This window comes from Hymenobacter translucens, from assembly GCF_020685205.1.
GTDB lineage: Bacteria > Bacteroidota > Bacteroidia > Cytophagales > Hymenobacteraceae > Hymenobacter > Hymenobacter translucens.
Genome location: NZ_JAJERB010000004.1, coordinates 408,039 through 423,403 on the forward strand (window position 1 = coordinate 408,039; position 15,365 = coordinate 423,403).

Below are 15,365 nucleotides of genomic sequence, written 5' to 3' on the forward strand. Positions count from 1 at the left end.
CGGGAAGTGTAGCTTTGGCCCAAACCGCTCCGCTATGAACTCTGCCGCCGAAACCCCCGAACTTTTCCCCCTGCCCCTGGTTCAGCAGGACGCCTGGCTGGCCCCGTTCGAGCCGGTGCTGCGGGCCCGGCAACTGCGACTGGCCCGGCGCATCAGCGAAATAGAAGCCTCCTACGGCTCCCTGGCCCGCTTTGCCACTGCCCACCAGCGTCTCGGCCTGCAGTACGACGCCCGCCGCCGGGGTCACTGGTTTCGGGAGTGGGCACCCCAGGCCCAGGGACTGTTCCTGGTTGGTGACTTCAACTTCTGGAACCGCGAGGCCACGCCTTTGCAGCGGGGCGCGGACGGCGTGTGGGAAGTGTTCGTGCCCGATCAGCCTGAGGGCGGGCTGGTACACGGCAGCCGCTACAAGGTGCACGTCGTGACGACGAAAGGCGCGCAGGACCGGCTGCCGGCTACGCTGCGCCGGGCCGTGCAGAACCCGCAGACCCACGACTTTGCTGCCCAGGTGTGGCGCCCGGATCAGCCTTTCGCCTGGACCGACCAGAAATTCCGGGTCGGCAATTACGTGAAGGAGCCCTTCATCTACGAGGCCCATGTGGGCATGGCGACGGAGGAAGCCAAAGTCGGCTCTTACCTGGAGTTTGCCGAGCAGGTGCTGCCCCGGGTGCAGGCCCTGGGCTACAACTGCGTGCAGCTGATGGCGGTGATGGAACACCCGTATTACGGCTCGTTCGGCTACCACGTGGCCAACTTCTTTGCCGTGTCGTCGCGGTTCGGGACGCCCGAGGAGCTTAAGCACCTGATCAACGAAGCCCACCGCCGCGGCATGGCCGTGCTGCTTGACGTGGTGCATTCCCACGCCGTGAAAAACGAGGCCGAGGGCCTGGCCGACTTCGACGGCTCCGGCGGGCAGTACTTCCATGCCGGCAAGCGGGGTGAGCATCCCGGCTGGGATTCCCGGCTGTTCGACTACGGCAAGCCCGAGGTGCAGCAGTTTCTGCTGAGCAACCTGCGCTACTGGCTTGAGGAGTTTCACTTCGACGGCTTCCGCTTCGACGGCATCACCTCCATGCTCTATCAGCACCACGGCGAGGGCGTGGCGTTCAGCAGCTACGACCAGTATTTTGGCCCCGAGGCCGACGAAGACGCCATTCTCTACCTGCAGCTGGCCAGCACGCTGGTCAAGGGCCTCAAGCGCAGCGCCCTGCTGATTGCCGAGGACATGAGCGGCATGCCCGGCCTGTGCCGGCCCATTGCCGAGGGCGGCATTGGCTTCGACTACCGCCTCGGTATGGGCATTCCCGACTACTGGATCAAGCTGCTCAAGCACACCCGCGACGAAGACTGGAACCTGGGCGAGCTGTGGTACACGCTTACCAACCGCCGGGCAGGCGAGAAGACGGTGGCATACGCCGAGTCGCACGACCAGGCCCTGGTAGGTGACAAGACCTTGTCGCACTGGCTGATGGATGCCCGCCTCTACAGCAACATGCACCGCACCGACCCCGACCTGGTAGTGGAGCGGGGCATGGCGCTGCACAAGCTGATCCGGCTTATCACGCTGGCTCTCGGCGGCGAGGCCTACCTGAACTTTATCGGCAACGAGTTTGGCCACCCCGAGTGGGTCGACTTTCCCCGGGCCGGCAACAGCTGGAGCTATCAGCACGCCCGGCGTCAGTGGTCGTTGGCCGATAATCCCGACCTAAAGTATTCCCAGCTGCTGGCCTTTGACAAGGCGATGGTAGGGGTGGTCAAGGTCGGTCGGGTACTGAGCGCCTCCCCCCGGCAGCTCAACCTCGACCCCGAAAACCAGGTGCTGATCTTCGAGCGGGGCGGACTGGTGTTTGTCTTCAGCTTCCACGTCAGCCGCAGCATACCCGACTACCGTTTTCTGGTTTCCCGGCCCGGGGGCTACCGGGTTGTACTGACTTCCGATGCGGTCGAGTTCGGCGGCTTCAGCCGCGTTGATGACGGGATTCGATACGAAACGTTCGGGGAGCAGGGACGTCAATTGAGCCTGTACGTTACCAACCGCACGGCGCTGGTGCTGGCCCGCTGCTGAGAGTGCTCTACAGCGGGTCTATATGATGAAAATGTTATTTTATCTTAAATAAGATTAAATATTACTTTACTATTTCCGTTCAACTGACTACTATTGCCAACATGAACGGTTTCCACGGAAAAAGAACAGGGAATCCGGCCATAATTTAAGACAAAGCACGGTGTCGACTTCGGTTGCTGCCAACTAGTCTACGCGTACCTGCAGCCGCTCCGGTTCTGACTGGAACCGCTCGGTCAGGCGCTTTGGTGGGTAATTACGGCTCCGGCTGCAATGCCCGCTTCCCGACCTGCCACTTCTGCTGACAGAAGTCCCCGGTCTTTTGGTGATGCCTAAGTTTCATTCTCTGAGCTGGTTATCAGTGTCAGATAATGTCGTCTTCTGGTCGGTGCCCGTGTGGCGTCGCGCTTCCCTGACCTGCTCGGCTTGTCCGGCCGAGGCATTTAATCCGACCCCGCGTTTCCGGACCCGGGCGGGACTCACCAATCTACCCACCGTTATGAACGTAAGACTGCTACTGCTTAGCTGGATGCTTGGGTTACTGTTTCTGGTTGCCCCCTCTTTAGCGTATTCCGCCCCTGTCGGGGCTGCTGCCCGTTGGGACAGCTCTCCGTCGCCGGTTATTACAAGTCCGGCCCAGCTAAGCGCCGTCAGTACGACCACGCCGGGTATCAGCGGAACGTCGACGGCCAATGCGCTTATCACCGTGGTAATTGACAATGTGGTGGCCGGCACTACCAACGCCAACTCAAGCGGCCTGTGGAGCTGGACGGTGGCGGTGGGCCTGAGTCAGGGCTCCCATACGGTGCATGCCACCGCGACTGTAGGAGTCAGCAGCCCCAGCCCCACGATTACCTTCCGCGTCGATACCGTGGCTCCTGTGGTCACGGCCGTGACCATCCCGGCCAACGCTACCTACACCGCTGGTCAAGCCCTGACCTTTACGGTGAGCTTTTCCGAAACCGTGCTGGTCACGACCAATACCGGGGTGCCGTACCTGAGTTTGACCGTTGGGAGTACGGCCCTCACGGCTGCTTATGTAAGCGGGGCGGGCACGACGGTGCTGACGTTCCGTCACATCCTGCAGCCGGGTCTGGTCGATCCTGATGGGGTTACCCTGGGCAGTGCCATCACCCTGAATGGGGGGCGCATCCGCGACGCCGCGACCAATAATGCTTCCCTCACACTGACCGCAGTGCCGTCGACGGCGGGTGTCCGGGTGGATAGCTCTCCTCCGACCGTTGTGTCGATGAGCCGGCGGGTGCCGATCAGTGCCACAACCAATGCCACCACGCTGGTGTACCGCCTCTCCTTCAGTGAAAGCGTAACCGGCGTTAACCTGGCGGATTTTACGTTGCTGCTTACGGGTACGGCCTCCGGCATCCTCAGCTCGGTTTCGGCCGGGAGCGGTACATTCATGGATATCACCATAACCGGTGTCGGGGGCAACGGCAGCCTGCGCCTGCACCTGAACAGCAGCGGCACCGGCATTGCCGATAACGCCGGTAACGCCATTAGCGGGGGCTTCAACGGCCAGGCCTACACCATTGACAACGCCCCGCCGGTGGTTACGGGCGTAGTGGATAAAGGCGTGTATGCCACGCCGGTTTCCATCAGCTTTAACGAGGGCAACGGTAGCCTGAACGGTAGCTTCTTTGGCTCGGGCTCGGTGGTCAGCGTCGATGGAGCTTACATTCTGGTCGTGACGGACGAGGCAGGCAATACCACCACCATCAACTTCACCATCGATACCACCGCCCCCAGCGGCACCGTGCTCATCAACGGAGGCGCGGCCCGTACCAACACGGCCAGCGTGACCTTGACCGTTACGGCCAGCAGTGCCACCCAGATGCGCTTCTCCAACGACAACAGCACCTATAGCGCCTGGGAGCCCGTAACGTCTTCCCGAACCTGGGGGCTGAGCACGCCTGACGGTCTGAAAACCGTTTATATGCAGCTGCGCGACGGGGCGGGCAATATCTCCCCGGTCTTTACCGATAACATCGACTTCGACGGCACTCCCCCGGTGTTAACCATCAGCAGCCCGGCCGGGAGCGTGACGACTACCAGCCCGATTCCCTTAACTTTTGTCTTCAGCGAAGCCATAACCGGATTTAACGCCGGCAGCATCGGGCTCAGCAGTGGCACGCTGTCAGGGTTCAGCGGGAGCGGAGCCAGCTACAGCGCCGTGCTGACTCCGGCCGGCAACGGTCCGGTTACCGTCAGCATTGCTGCCGGGGCCGGGCAGGACGCTGCCGCCAACGACAACCTGGCCGCCGCCTTTACGGTGGAGTACAGCTCGTTTGTGGGCTGGACCGGCAACACCTCGTCAGCCTGGAACCTGCCTGCCAACTGGTGGGGCGGGATTGTGCCCGGGGCCGGCGAAAACGTGGTAATTCCGGCCGGGCTGGCCCGCTACCCCGTGCTGTCCTCGGGCACCATTACGGTCAGGAGTATGACGATTGAGGCCGGAGCCGTATTCGGGCAAAGCGGGGGCACGCTCGACGTGAAGGGCGACTTCGTCAACCACGGGACCCTGAATGCCCGCGGCGGCCTGATTCAACTCAGCGGCCCGGCCCGGCAAACCATCGGCGGGGCCAGCACCAGCCGCTTCTTCGACCTGACGGTAGGTCCGCAGGGAGTTATTCAGGCAACCCCGGCGGCTGTGCGCCACGTCCTGCAGCTCAATGGCGTGCTGCTTACGGACGGATTTCCACTGACCTTGATTTCTGACAACAGCGGCACTGCCATGGTCGTCAACAACGGGGGGGTGGTAAGTGGAAATGCTACCGTGCAGCGCTACATTGACCCGACCCTGAATGCCGGGCTGGGATACCGGCACTATTCCTCCCCGGTGGTAGGAGCAACCGTGGGCAGCCTGGCTACGGCCGGCTTTGCGCCCGTCGTGAATGAGGCCTACAACACGGCCGCCAACCCGGGCGCCGTCAACCCGTTTCCCACTGTTTTTGGCTACAATGAAAGCCGGCTCACGGCTGCTTCGGCCACTACCCGCGCCTTTGATTTCGGCTGGGAGTCGCCGGCTGCTCTGGGCAGTGCGCTGGTGCGGGGCCGGGGCTACACCGTGAACGTGCCGGCCACCGCCACCGTCAGCCTGGTGGGTTCCCTCAACAACGGCCCCGTGACGGTGACCGGGCTGGGCCGGGGCGAAACTACCAGCTCGGGCTGGCACCTGCTGGGCAACCCGTATGCCGCGCCCATCGACTGGGACCTGCTCACCAAGCCCACCGGCATGCTTCCGACCGTGTACGTCTACCGCTCGGGCACGCAGTACGGTGGCGGCTATGCCACCTACCTGAACGGCATCGGCGACCTGACCGATGGCGTAATTCCGGCTATGCAGGCCTTCTTTGTACGGACCACGCAGCCCGTGTCCAGCTTCGAGTTCACCAATGCCGCCCGCCTCACGAGCTATGCCAACCCCGTGTTCCGCCGCGGCACCGCGGAGCAGCGGCCGGTGCTGCAGCTGGCCGCCACCAACCCGACCGGGCAGAAGGACGTCACCTTTGTATACCTGGAAACCGGGGCTACGGCCGGCTTCGACGCCGCCTACGACGCTCCTAAGCTGCTGAACGGCTTGGTGCGCTGCTACACCCTGACTCCGGCAGAAGAAGCGCTGGCCATCAACGGGCTGGGCTCCGTCGGCACGCCCCAGTCGCTGCCCTTAGTGGTGGAAGGAGTTGCCGGTAACTGGCAGTTCGACGTGGAAGCCCTGCTGAATGCCGGCCAGCTGACCGTGGAGCTGGAAGACCGGGTGCTGGGAACGCGGCAGGTGCTGACCAGTGGCCGCCGCTACGCTTTTGCCCACTCCGGCGGGCAGAATAAGACCCGCTTTGTGCTGCACCTGAACGCCGGACGCGTCACGGTGCAGCAGGGGCCCGGGGCCGGGCCGGCGGTGGAGGTATTTCCCAACCCCACCAATCAGGAGCATGGCGTGAAGGTGCGGGCAAGCGGCCTCAGCGCACCGGAACTGACCATCAGTCTCTACAACAGCCTGGGCCAGCTCGTGCAGACGCAAACCGTGCGCACAACTCAGGGTAGCGCCGAAGCTGTCCTGGCAACCCGGTCCCTGGCTGCCGGAGTGTACACGCTGCAACTGCGCCACGCCCAGGGCCAAACGGTGAAAAAGCTACTTATTAACTAATCTGCTATCTACTAAACGAAAGCAGCCCGTCGTACCCGACGGGCTGCTTTCGTTTGTAACCGGCCACTGGGTTTAACTGCGCTTCAGGCCGGCCAGCAGCATCTCCACGGCCTTTGCAATACGGCGGGAGCGGGTTTCGGGCTTTTTGGCTTCCGCTATCCACTGCGCGTATTCCTTGCGGTGGGTGTAAGCCAGCTTGTCGAAGATGGCCCGGGCTTCGGGCACGGCGTTCAGCGCTGCTGCCAGCTCCTCGGGTACGTCCACCACGCGCTCGGCCGTATCCCGGGAAAGGCTGATTGTGACGGTGTCGCCGGGGTGCTTGCCGATGGCCGCCCGGGTGGCTTTGTGAATCAGCAGAATGTGATGCCCGCCCATGGGGGAGAGGCTGGAGCTGAACGGATACCCGTCGATGGTACCCCGCACCCGTACCAGAGCCCGGGTGCCGAACAGGGCCGGCACGTCGAGCGGGGGAAGGCAGAAGGCGCCCCCGCTATTGTGGCTTTCCATAACCGCCTCGAAGGAATGCACGTCGTTCATGACCAGCTACCCGTAGGTAATTAGGCTGTAGTAGTTTCCTGAAGCGTGCGCAGCACCTCGGCGGCCAGCTGGGCCGTGTCGGCGCCGGCCGGCACGACCCGCAGCCGCTTGGGCGTGAGGCCGTAAAGCGAGGTAAGCTGCTCGGCCAGGGCTTCGGTGGCGGCCAGCACCGCATCGGCCCGGCGCAGCACGAGCCGCTCCAGCTCCAGCACCCAGCCCCGGTCGGCCAGCGTGTTGCGGTCGGTGGCCAGGGAGGTGACGTGCAGCACCAGGGGCTTGCCGGTGCGCTGCCGGATTTCGAGCCCCGCCAGCCACGTGGGCCAGTCGGCGGCGTAGATCAGCCCAAACGACTGCGTTGCCGCCAGCCGGGTGGCAAAGCGGGCATACTGAATTACCCGGAAGTTCAGGTCGCCGGCGGCCTGCTCGGGCTGCAGCGAAGCCAGCGCCTCGGCAAAAGCCGTGGAAGGCTCCGCGGCCCCCGGGGTCGGGGCCGCTTCGGCGGTGATGGTGCGGGAATCAGAGCCGACGGCGCCGGCCGCCGAGGCCGGAACGGCAGAAGTGGGCGCAACCTGATTCTGGTCGGTTTTCGAAGTGGAAGAAACCTGGCTGCTGCCGCCCACGTAAGGCGCGGCGGGCGACTGCCACTCCTGCGCGCTGCGGGCGGGCAGGGGAGCGGCGGCTTCGAGCTGCTCGGCCGAGAAGTTGCCCAGACCAGTCAGGGAGGCACCGGCGCTGAGCTCGGCTCCGGCCGCGAGGTGGGGGACAATGACTGCTACCGTTGCGTGCTGGGTTAGCTGCTGAGCCAGGGCCAGGCTGGCCGGGGCACCGGGTTCTCCGCTTCGGGGCACGTCGTCCCAGCCCAGGAATAAAACCTGGAGGTGTTCATCTTTCATAATCAGTTCTGAGCGGAACGTAGTCCGTAGTAGGCGTGGGAAAGTCAGTTAAACCGCTGAAAACGGCTTTCCCGTAATTCGCTGCTAATGTTAAATAAAAATAGCGGGAATCATTTTTACCTTGCGCACTTAATCATTCCGGACCGGCAAGAATTTTCTGCATAGCCGATCCGGCCATTTTTTCCGGGTCCGCGGTACCTGCTTCCGGCAATGCCGGAATTTTTTTGCCCGTTTACCCCGACCATCCACTCCCATGAGCGAGACGACGATACCCGAGAATAACTACATGATCAATGACTTGGCCGCCCGGGCCAAGCAAGAGTTTTTCGCCGGTCAGGTGTTGTCCTGCCAGCAGCAGGGCAATGACTTCGTTTTCACCTGCGACAACGGCGTACTGCTCACCCTGCAGGTCGTGACCGACAAGATCCTGCGCTTCCGCTACACCACCGACGGCGGCTACGCCCCCGACTTCAGCTACGCCGTGCCCACCGACCGGCCCCGGGAAACGCTGGAGTTTCTGGAATTCAAGGAAAAGGACGACCACTACCGCATCACCACCGAACGGCTGATCTGCACCATTGCCAAGCAGAATCTGGAGTCCCGCATCCTGAACCGCTCGGGCCTGGTGCTCAGCGCCGACGAGAAAGGCTTTCACTGGGAGTACGACGACGAAAGCGGCAATGACATCGTGAAGATGAGCAAGCAGGTGCAGAGCGGCGTCCACTACTACGGCCTCGGCGACAAGCCCGACAACATGAACCTGCGGGGCAAGCGGTACACCAACTGGGGCACCGACACCTACGGCTACGGCAAGGGCTCCGACCCGCTGTACAAGAACGTGCCGTTCTACCTGGAGCTGCACCAGAAGATTGCCCACGGCATCTTCTTCGACAACACCTTCAAGTCGTTTTTCGACTTTGCCGCCGAGCGGGCCGACGTAACCAGCTTCTGGGCCCAGGGTGGGGAGATGAACTACTACTTCATCTACGGCCCGTCTCTGCTCGAAGTAACGGAGGAGTACACCCGCCTGACCGGCACACCCGAGCTGCCCCCGCTGTGGGCTCTGGGCTACCACCAGTGCAAGTGGAGCTACTTTCCCGAAAGCACCGTGCGCCAGATTGCCGGCGGCCTGCGCGACCGGCAGATTCCCTGCGACGCTATCTACCTCGACATCGACTACATGGACGGGTACCGGTGCTTTACCTGGAGCCCCGAGCATTTCCCCGAGCCGAAGAAGATGGTGCAGGAGCTGGCCCAGGACGGATTCAAGACCATCGTCATCATCGACCCCGGCATCAAGATTGACCCCAAGTACCCGGTTTACACCGAAGCCCTGGCCAACGACTACTTCTGCCGCCGCGCCGATGGTCCGCTGATGAAGGGCTCGGTGTGGCCCGGCCTGTGCAACTTCCCCGACTTCACCCGTCCCCAGGTGCGCGAGTGGTGGGCCGGGCTGTTCAAGGGCCTCATTGCCGAAGACGGGGTGAAGGGCGTGTGGAACGACATGAACGAGCCGGCCGTGTTTGAGAAAGGCACCTTTCCCGACGATGTGCGCTTCGACTACGACGGGCACCACGCCTCCCACCGCAAGGCCCACAACATTTACGGCATGCAGATGGCCCGGGCCACGAACGAAGGCGTGAAGCGCTTCAGCTACCCCAACCGGCCGTTCACCATCACCCGCAGCACGTATTCCGGCGGGCAGCGCTACTCCTCGGGCTGGACCGGCGACAACATGGCGTCCTGGGAGCACCTGTGGCTGGCCAACATCCAGTGCCAGCGCCTGAGCATCTCGGGCTTCAGCTTCGTGGGCTCCGACGTGGGCGGCTTTATCGACACGCCCGACGGGGAGCTGTACGTGCGCTGGGTGGCGCTGGCGGCCTTTCACCCGTTCTTCCGCACCCACTCCAGCGGGGACCACGGCGACCAGGAGCCCTGGAGCTTCGGCGACCCGTACACTGGCCTGGCACGGCAGTTTATCGAGCTGCGCTACCGCCTGCTGCCCTACATGTACACCACCTTCTGGCAGTACGTGCAGCGGGGCACGCCCATGCTACGCCCCCTGGCCTTCCTCGACCAGACCGATACCGATACCTACCTGCGCATGGCGGAATTTGGGCTGGGCGACCACCTGCTCGTGTGCCCCATCACCCAGGCCGGAGCCGACGGCCGCTGGATGTACCTGCCCCGCGGCGACTGGTTCTACTACTGGACCGACGAGCCCCGCACCGGCGGCGCTGAGGTGTGGGCCAGCGCCCCGCTCGACCGGATTCCGGTATTCGTCAAGGCCGGCGCCGTCATTCCGATGTACCCGGTGATGCAGTACGTGGGCGAGAAAAAGGTGGAAGAGCTGACCCTGCACGTCTATTACAAGGAAGGCGAGGAAAGCAGCGTACTCTACGACGACGGCGGAGAAGGCTACGGCTACGAGCAGGGGCATAGCACTACCCGCCGCTTCACCGTCGAAGGCGCTGCGGAGAGCCTCACGCTCCGCCAGCACATCGAAGGCGACTACCAGCCCACCTTTTCCACGTTCCGCGTGGTGCTGCACGGCCTGCCGTTCGGGGCCCTCAAGCTCACCGTGGACGGCAAAACCACGCAGGCGACCAAGCATGCCACTGAAACAGGCCTCTCACTTCCCGATGTGGTGGTAGCGGCCAGCTTCGCGGAGTTGACGGTACGCTAGCCTCCGTTTAGGAAAAGAAAAAGCCCCGTAGAACCTGTCTGCGGGGCTTTTTGTGCAGTAATAAGGCCGTTTGCTTTTTCAAAACAGTCGACAGGTAGTTTGGGCTTGCAACGGAAAGGGCCGCAGCCACCCGGCGCGGCCCTTTCCGTTGCAGCAGGTGGCGTTACAGGTTTTCGCGCAGGTACTGGTACACCTCCGGGTGAGACAGCAGTCCGGCGTGGCTCTGCCGGGCAAACGTGCGGGTGCTGACCGTAAAGTCGGGACCCAGGGCGGGGTCGCCGAAGGTGCGGCCCAGGGCGCTGCCCCCGCCCACGAGTCCGTCGCCGAAGTAGTGGTCGAGGGCAGAGCCCACGGCTTTGAGCAGGGAGCCCACCAGCACGTGGTAGTGCACGCCCGGCAGCGGGGGCACCGTGGTGCGCGGGGCCGTCAGGATGTCGTCGGCGTGCTCGTCGCGCCAGTCTTCCTCCACCAGCAGGGCATGGCGCAGGTCCTTGATGCCGTTGCTGCGCTGGTCCATGGCCCGGCTCAGAAAGCGGGTCGGCGCCACGTTGATCTTGCGCAGCATTACCGAGGTGAAATGACTGTTCTGCTCCAGAAAAGAGCCTTCGTTGGGCACACCAAGTAGGAATACCGACCGTAGCCGGCCTATCCACGGTGCCGCCGGGCCCGGTCGGGTGCCGTAGTAGCCCGCGCTCCGAATGACGAGCCCGCCCATCGAGTGGCCCACCAGCACCAGGTCGCTAATGGCGGCAGGGTAGGCTGCGAGCAGCTGGGTCAGTAGCTGACTGAGTTGCTGGCCGTTTTCGGAGATGTGGAGGCCGGTGTTGTAGCGCAGGTACAGGCAGCGCACTCCGGCTTCGCGCTGCAGCAGGGGGCCGTAGCGGGGCGTATCGGGCGAGCCGGACTGCCAGATCATCTCGTCGCCCATCAGCCCGTGCAGAAACAACACGGTTTTCTGGGCTACGCCCTCCAGTCGCAGGCTGTCGACAGAAACGTCGCCGGCGTGCAGGCGGAAGCTCATCCGGATGGCCCGGTGGTCGTGGCGGGCGGCCAGCTGATCACCAATGGCGCCGTTGAGGATGGGCAGCGTAAAGTGACGATACGACTGTCCGGTGTGGTAAAGCTGGTCGAGCCCCCGGGCCGAAAGCGACACGGCCCGCCGGGCCGCCGCTTTCACCTGGTGCCAACGCGAAAGCGGCCCGGTGCTTTCGTCACCGGGCCGCTCGTTGTGCATTGAATCTGCAGGGTCTATCTTCACTGAATAACGAGCTTGCGGGTCAACGGGCCCCGCGGCGTATCCAGGCGCAGGGTGTAGATGCCGGCGGGCCGGCCCTGCAGGTCTACGAAACGACCCGCTCCGGTGTTGGCACCGGCGCTCTGCCGCAGTACAACGCGGCCGGTAGCATCACTTACGGTGAGCGGGGCGGTGAGGATAGCGGGCTCCTCGGTGGAAGTCAGCGTGAAGCGGCCGGTGGCGCTGGGGTTGGGGAACAGGGCCAGCTGCGCGTTCTGCTTGGCATCTCCCGTCGACAGCGGACCGGCCGTGCCTACCATCGTAATCTCGTCCACGAACAGGGCGGTGTTGGTATTCAGGTTTTCGGCCATACCGGAGCTGAACAGGATGTACAGCGAGTCAGCGGTCTGGTTGGAGTAGTACGTCAGGGGCAGGTTCATCAGGGCGTAGGCGGTGCCGGGCGTGGCCGTGCGCAGCAGCATGGCGCCATCGGCAATAACCTGGGTGCGGTTACCGATCCGCTTGGAAAGCACCACGTTTACCGTGGCCGAGTCGTCCTGAATGCCGGCGACGGGACCCGTGCGCTTGTAGTAGAACTGCATGCTGGCCGGACGACCGGTGTAGGGGATACCCCCGGGGAAATCGGCCGACTCGCTCAGACGGGTTCCCAGGATCAGGAAGCCCGGGAAGGGCACGCCTAGGAAGCTGTTCTTGTTTTCCAGCTTGGCCGCGAAGGTGCCGCCCTGCTTGTCGGTGGTTTTGGTGGTCGTGCCAGCCGGAATCGGGAAGCCGGCTACGCGCAGCACGTCGTCGAAGGTCTGCCAGCCGGTAGGAGCCTCTGCCCCGTTGCGAACTGCCCAGGTGTCGAGGCTGGAGTTGGTAAACGTGGTTTGGGCCGAAGCCGCACCGGCCCACAACAGGGCACCGGCACAAATAAGGCTGCGTAAGAAGTTTTTCATAAAAGGGTATCAGGTGAAATTTCAGACAAAGGTAAGATGCCAGACCCGGACAAAAGGTTGGACTATCAATGTAAATTATTTACTGATTCATTGAAAATTATAGATAATGAGCTGTGAACTAAGGCTTTGAGTTCTCTTTCGCCGGGCCAGTTTTTCGCAGCCCGAGCCGGGCCATGACCAGTCCGCTCAACGTGCCGACGATAAGGCCGCCGACGTGGGCCGCGTTGTCGGTATTGCCTTCCAGGCCCGCCAGCAGGTTCGACAGCACAAAATAGAGGACAAACCAGAGCAGGTGCCGCCGGTCGGAACGGGGCACGTCTACGGCCCGGGTGAGTAGCAGCATCAGCAGCAGGCCGTAGAGGCCGAAGATGGCCCCCGACGCCCCCACCGAGTTCAGTCCCTGGCTGTGCCACCACAGGCTGAGCAGGCTGCCCCCGATGCCGCTGAGCAGGTAGGCGCTGAGCAGGCGCACCCGCCCGATGAGGGGCTCGATCAGAAAGCCCAGCAGCAGCAAAGCGCCCATATTGAGCAGCAGATGCGCCAGGCCCGCGTGCAGAAAGGTGTTGGAAAGCAGGCGCCAGGGCTGCCCGTGTAGAGTCAGGGGAGAGAAGTTGGAGCCCCAGCTGATCAGCTCCCGGCCCGAGGGATTCAGTACGTGGACCCCGCCCAGGGCCATCAGCCCGAACAGGAGCAGGTTCAGGTTGACCAGGATGGGCGTCACGAAATAGTCGGCCGAGGGCCAGAACAGCCCGCGCGCGATGCCGCCCAGCAGCTGGCTCCAGGTAGCCTCGGTTTCGGGCGGCCGGGCCGGGGCGTGGGCTGCGGGCAGCTCGGCCGGAATCAGCTCCCGCCGCTGCAGCTCCCGCACGGCGGCCTGCACCACCGGCACCGGATAACGGTAGGCGTGCTGCGTCAGGTACAGCAGCTCGGCATCCGTTTTCTGGGCGAAAATGGGGTTCGGCTCGGGCGCAGGATTCATACGAGGAAGTTAGAGCTGAGAACGTGGAGGTAAGAGCGTAGCCTCTGACGCGTCAGGAAGTTTAATTCAGAACAGGTGTAGGTTCTTCGCTCTGAGGGTCCAGGCCCTGCTTACCCGGTGTTACAGGTTAACCCGGATGCCGGCCTGCCCGGACCGGGAAGTAGCCCGGAGGCGGGCCAGCAGCGGGTCCAGCTCCACCAAGTCCTCCTTCACGTCCTGCGTCAGAACCGGTACGCCCTGGTTAAAGTTGCCGCGCATCCGGACCAGCAGGCTGAGGCGGCGGCGGGCAATGTTCTGCATCAGGTCCATGCGCTCCTGCATTACGGGCTTCAGCTTGTGGTCGTACACCAGGGCGCTGGTCAGGCGGCGCCACTTGTCGTAGGTCATTTCGGCCTGGGCCGGAAAGGTGGAGTCGACGGGCGCCAGAGTGGCCTTTTTGATCAGAAACGCCGACGGGTTTTCAGCCTCCCAGAAGCGGCGAGCCAGAATCAGGTACTTGCGGGTGGCGGTGGTATCGGTCCGCTCCCGGGCCGACACGGCCTGCCGCTCCCGCACCAGGTCGGCGGCGGTAAGCGAGTCGAAGGTGGGCAGCATGTGCGTTTCCACTGACCGCAGCTCCAGGGGCGGGGCCGGCTTGGTGGACTTGGCCACCGGCGGGGCTTTGGGCTGCGACATCACCCAGTAGGTAAGCAAGCCCACCAGAATCAGCCCCAGCACACCGGGCAGGATCCAGGCGGGCAGGTTGTTCTTTTCTTCTACGTACTCCAGGGGCTGGGCCGGGGCAGACGCGGTGGCCGGCGCGGGCGCCGGGGAAGTAAGCGGTACTCCCCGCCGCAGCAGCTCCCGCCGGGCCGAGGCGACGAGGTCGGCGTGGTAGTAGCCGGGGTTTTTAACAAAGAACAGCAGCTCAGAGTCGGTTTTCCGGGTGAGGAAGTCGCCAGCGGGTGGTTGGGAAGAAGACATAACAAGGGCCCGGGGCCGGGATAGAGAGTCGGATGAACAGACAAGTTGGGGAAAAGACGGCGAAAAACCCGTTAGCTCGACAGGAACAAGGCTTTTGGCCCTGCGTATAGTCTTGCTCAACCCCAAGACCGGCGTAACCGGCTGGTCTTCGCAACCAACCTTTAGCCATGAACAACGACGAGCAGCAGCCCCGCGACGCCAGCGGGCAGGAGTCGCCCCCGGCCGGGCAGACCAGTAAGCGGCAGCCGGAAGGCCGGCAGTTTGCCAGTCGCCGCAGCAATGCCCTGCGCGGCCTCAACGCCGACGACAACTCCGGCAGCGGCGGCACCGAGGGCGGCAAGGAAATCAAGGGCTCTGACGTGAGCAAAAACCGCCGCAACTACAAAGCCCCCGGCAATGCCGACCGGGGCCACGTGGGCGGCAGCACGGTATCGAGCGGTACCGGCGTATCAGGCGGCGAAACCGGGCAGGTTAACCTGTAGGCGTTTTCCGGTAGCAGGATATAGGTATTGGGTAGATGGATTGGTTAGGGCTGCGAGCAAGGTTTTTCCCGGCGAAGCCTGATCAGTCTACCACCCACTGTCCCCTTGCTTTAAAGCCTGATCATCCTACTACCAACTACTTACTACCAACTTCTTTTCAACCTTTCCCAGCTATGAACAACGAAAAAGCAAATCCCAGCGCCGAGGAGTCGACCGGCGCCCAGCGCGTCAGCATGGCCAACAGCGGCCAGAACCAGTTTCCCATCAAGAAGAAGCCCGGCCAGCAGCCCCTGCAGGAAACCGGCAGCCACGACCGGAAGCGCGCCATGAAGGATGGCGGTGCCGACGAAGGCGAAAACGCCGGCGCCGAGGGCAACAACCATAAGAATTAGCTGGTTGTTAGTTGTC

General features: G+C 63.3%; 11 protein-coding genes. 5 read left to right on the forward strand and 6 right to left on the reverse strand.

The features are described 5' to 3' along the window. Positions 1-34: 34 nt before the first annotated feature. Both LJY25_RS11885 and LJY25_RS11890 read left to right on the forward strand, forming a co-directional pair. Positions 35-2,065, forward strand: coding sequence for an alpha-amylase family glycosyl hydrolase (locus tag LJY25_RS11885; protein WP_227608560.1), 2,031 nt, complete (start codon positions 35-37; stop codon positions 2,063-2,065). A gap of 496 nt (positions 2,066-2,561) precedes the next feature. Further along, positions 2,562-6,224, forward strand: coding sequence for a beta strand repeat-containing protein (locus LJY25_RS11890; protein ID WP_227608561.1), 3,663 nt, complete (start codon positions 2,562-2,564; stop codon positions 6,222-6,224). Between the two features lie 72 nt (positions 6,225-6,296). Here the strand turns inward: LJY25_RS11890 and LJY25_RS11895 are convergent, their stop codons facing one another. Further along, on the reverse strand, positions 6,297-6,761 hold the full coding sequence (locus LJY25_RS11895; RefSeq protein ID WP_227608562.1) for a YdeI/OmpD-associated family protein: 465 nt from the start codon (positions 6,759-6,761) through the stop codon (positions 6,297-6,299). A gap of 20 nt (positions 6,762-6,781) precedes the next feature. After that, the gene (locus LJY25_RS11900; protein WP_227608563.1) at positions 6,782-7,654 is read right to left on the reverse strand and encodes a glycosyltransferase family 4 protein; all 873 of its coding nucleotides are present in this window, start codon (positions 7,652-7,654) and stop codon (positions 6,782-6,784) included. Positions 7,655-7,907: 253 nt separating this feature from the next. Between LJY25_RS11900 and LJY25_RS11905 the strand changes: the two genes are divergently transcribed. Further along, positions 7,908-10,340 (forward strand): glycoside hydrolase family 31 protein, encoded by a 2,433-nt coding sequence (locus tag LJY25_RS11905; protein WP_227608564.1) that lies wholly within the window; start codon positions 7,908-7,910, stop codon positions 10,338-10,340. A 163-nt stretch (positions 10,341-10,503) separates the two neighbouring features. On the opposite strand, the gene LJY25_RS11910 is transcribed toward LJY25_RS11905, so the two are convergent. The 4 genes from LJY25_RS11910 to LJY25_RS11925 all read right to left on the reverse strand — a co-directional run bounded on the left by LJY25_RS11910 (position 10,504) and on the right by LJY25_RS11925 (position 14,475). Continuing rightward, on the reverse strand, positions 10,504-11,598 hold the full coding sequence (locus tag LJY25_RS11910) for an esterase/lipase family protein (RefSeq protein ID WP_227608565.1): 1,095 nt from the start codon (positions 11,596-11,598) through the stop codon (positions 10,504-10,506). After that, a complete protein-coding gene (locus tag LJY25_RS11915) occupies positions 11,595-12,533 on the reverse strand; it encodes a T9SS type A sorting domain-containing protein (RefSeq protein ID WP_227608566.1) in 939 nt (312 codons plus the stop codon). The genes LJY25_RS11910 and LJY25_RS11915 overlap by 4 nt, the downstream gene beginning before the upstream one ends. A gap of 118 nt (positions 12,534-12,651) precedes the next feature. Then, positions 12,652-13,512 (reverse strand): rhomboid family intramembrane serine protease, encoded by an 861-nt coding sequence (locus LJY25_RS11920; protein WP_227608567.1) that lies wholly within the window; start codon positions 13,510-13,512, stop codon positions 12,652-12,654. A gap of 120 nt (positions 13,513-13,632) precedes the next feature. After that, positions 13,633-14,475 carry a hypothetical protein gene (locus tag LJY25_RS11925; RefSeq protein WP_227608568.1) on the reverse strand — a complete coding sequence of 281 codons (843 nt, stop codon included), beginning with the start codon at positions 14,473-14,475 and terminating at the stop codon, positions 13,633-13,635. A gap of 167 nt (positions 14,476-14,642) precedes the next feature. Here LJY25_RS11925 and LJY25_RS11930 point away from each other — a divergent pair, with 167 nt between their 5' ends. Beyond that, positions 14,643-14,957: a hypothetical protein gene (locus LJY25_RS11930; RefSeq protein ID WP_227608569.1), complete on the forward strand. Its 315-nt coding sequence runs from the start codon at positions 14,643-14,645 to the stop codon at positions 14,955-14,957. A gap of 173 nt (positions 14,958-15,130) precedes the next feature. Continuing rightward, positions 15,131-15,349: a hypothetical protein gene (locus LJY25_RS11935; protein WP_227608570.1), complete on the forward strand. Its 219-nt coding sequence runs from the start codon at positions 15,131-15,133 to the stop codon at positions 15,347-15,349. Positions 15,350-15,365 lie beyond the last annotated feature (16 nt).

Excerpts from the sequence above, each read along its gene's own strand:
- LJY25_RS11920 (WP_227608567.1), bottom strand. The coding sequence starts at position 13,512 with ATGAATCCTGCGCCCGAGCCGAACCCCATTTTCGCCCAGAAAACGGAT.
- LJY25_RS11900 (WP_227608563.1), bottom strand. The coding sequence starts at position 7,654 with ATGAAAGATGAACACCTCCAGGTTTTATTCCTGGGCTGGGACGACGTG.
- LJY25_RS11935 (WP_227608570.1), top strand. The coding sequence starts at position 15,131 with ATGAACAACGAAAAAGCAAATCCCAGCGCCGAGGAGTCGACCGGCGCC.
- LJY25_RS11905 (WP_227608564.1), top strand. The coding sequence starts at position 7,908 with ATGAGCGAGACGACGATACCCGAGAATAACTACATGATCAATGACTTG.
- LJY25_RS11890 (WP_227608561.1), top strand. The coding sequence starts at position 2,562 with ATGAACGTAAGACTGCTACTGCTTAGCTGGATGCTTGGGTTACTGTTT.
- LJY25_RS11915 (WP_227608566.1), bottom strand. The coding sequence starts at position 12,533 with ATGAAAAACTTCTTACGCAGCCTTATTTGTGCCGGTGCCCTGTTGTGG.
- LJY25_RS11895 (WP_227608562.1), bottom strand. The coding sequence starts at position 6,761 with ATGAACGACGTGCATTCCTTCGAGGCGGTTATGGAAAGCCACAATAGC.
- LJY25_RS11930 (WP_227608569.1), top strand. The coding sequence starts at position 14,643 with ATGAACAACGACGAGCAGCAGCCCCGCGACGCCAGCGGGCAGGAGTCG.
- LJY25_RS11885 (WP_227608560.1), top strand. The coding sequence starts at position 35 with ATGAACTCTGCCGCCGAAACCCCCGAACTTTTCCCCCTGCCCCTGGTT.
- LJY25_RS11925 (WP_227608568.1), bottom strand. The coding sequence starts at position 14,475 with ATGTCTTCTTCCCAACCACCCGCTGGCGACTTCCTCACCCGGAAAACC.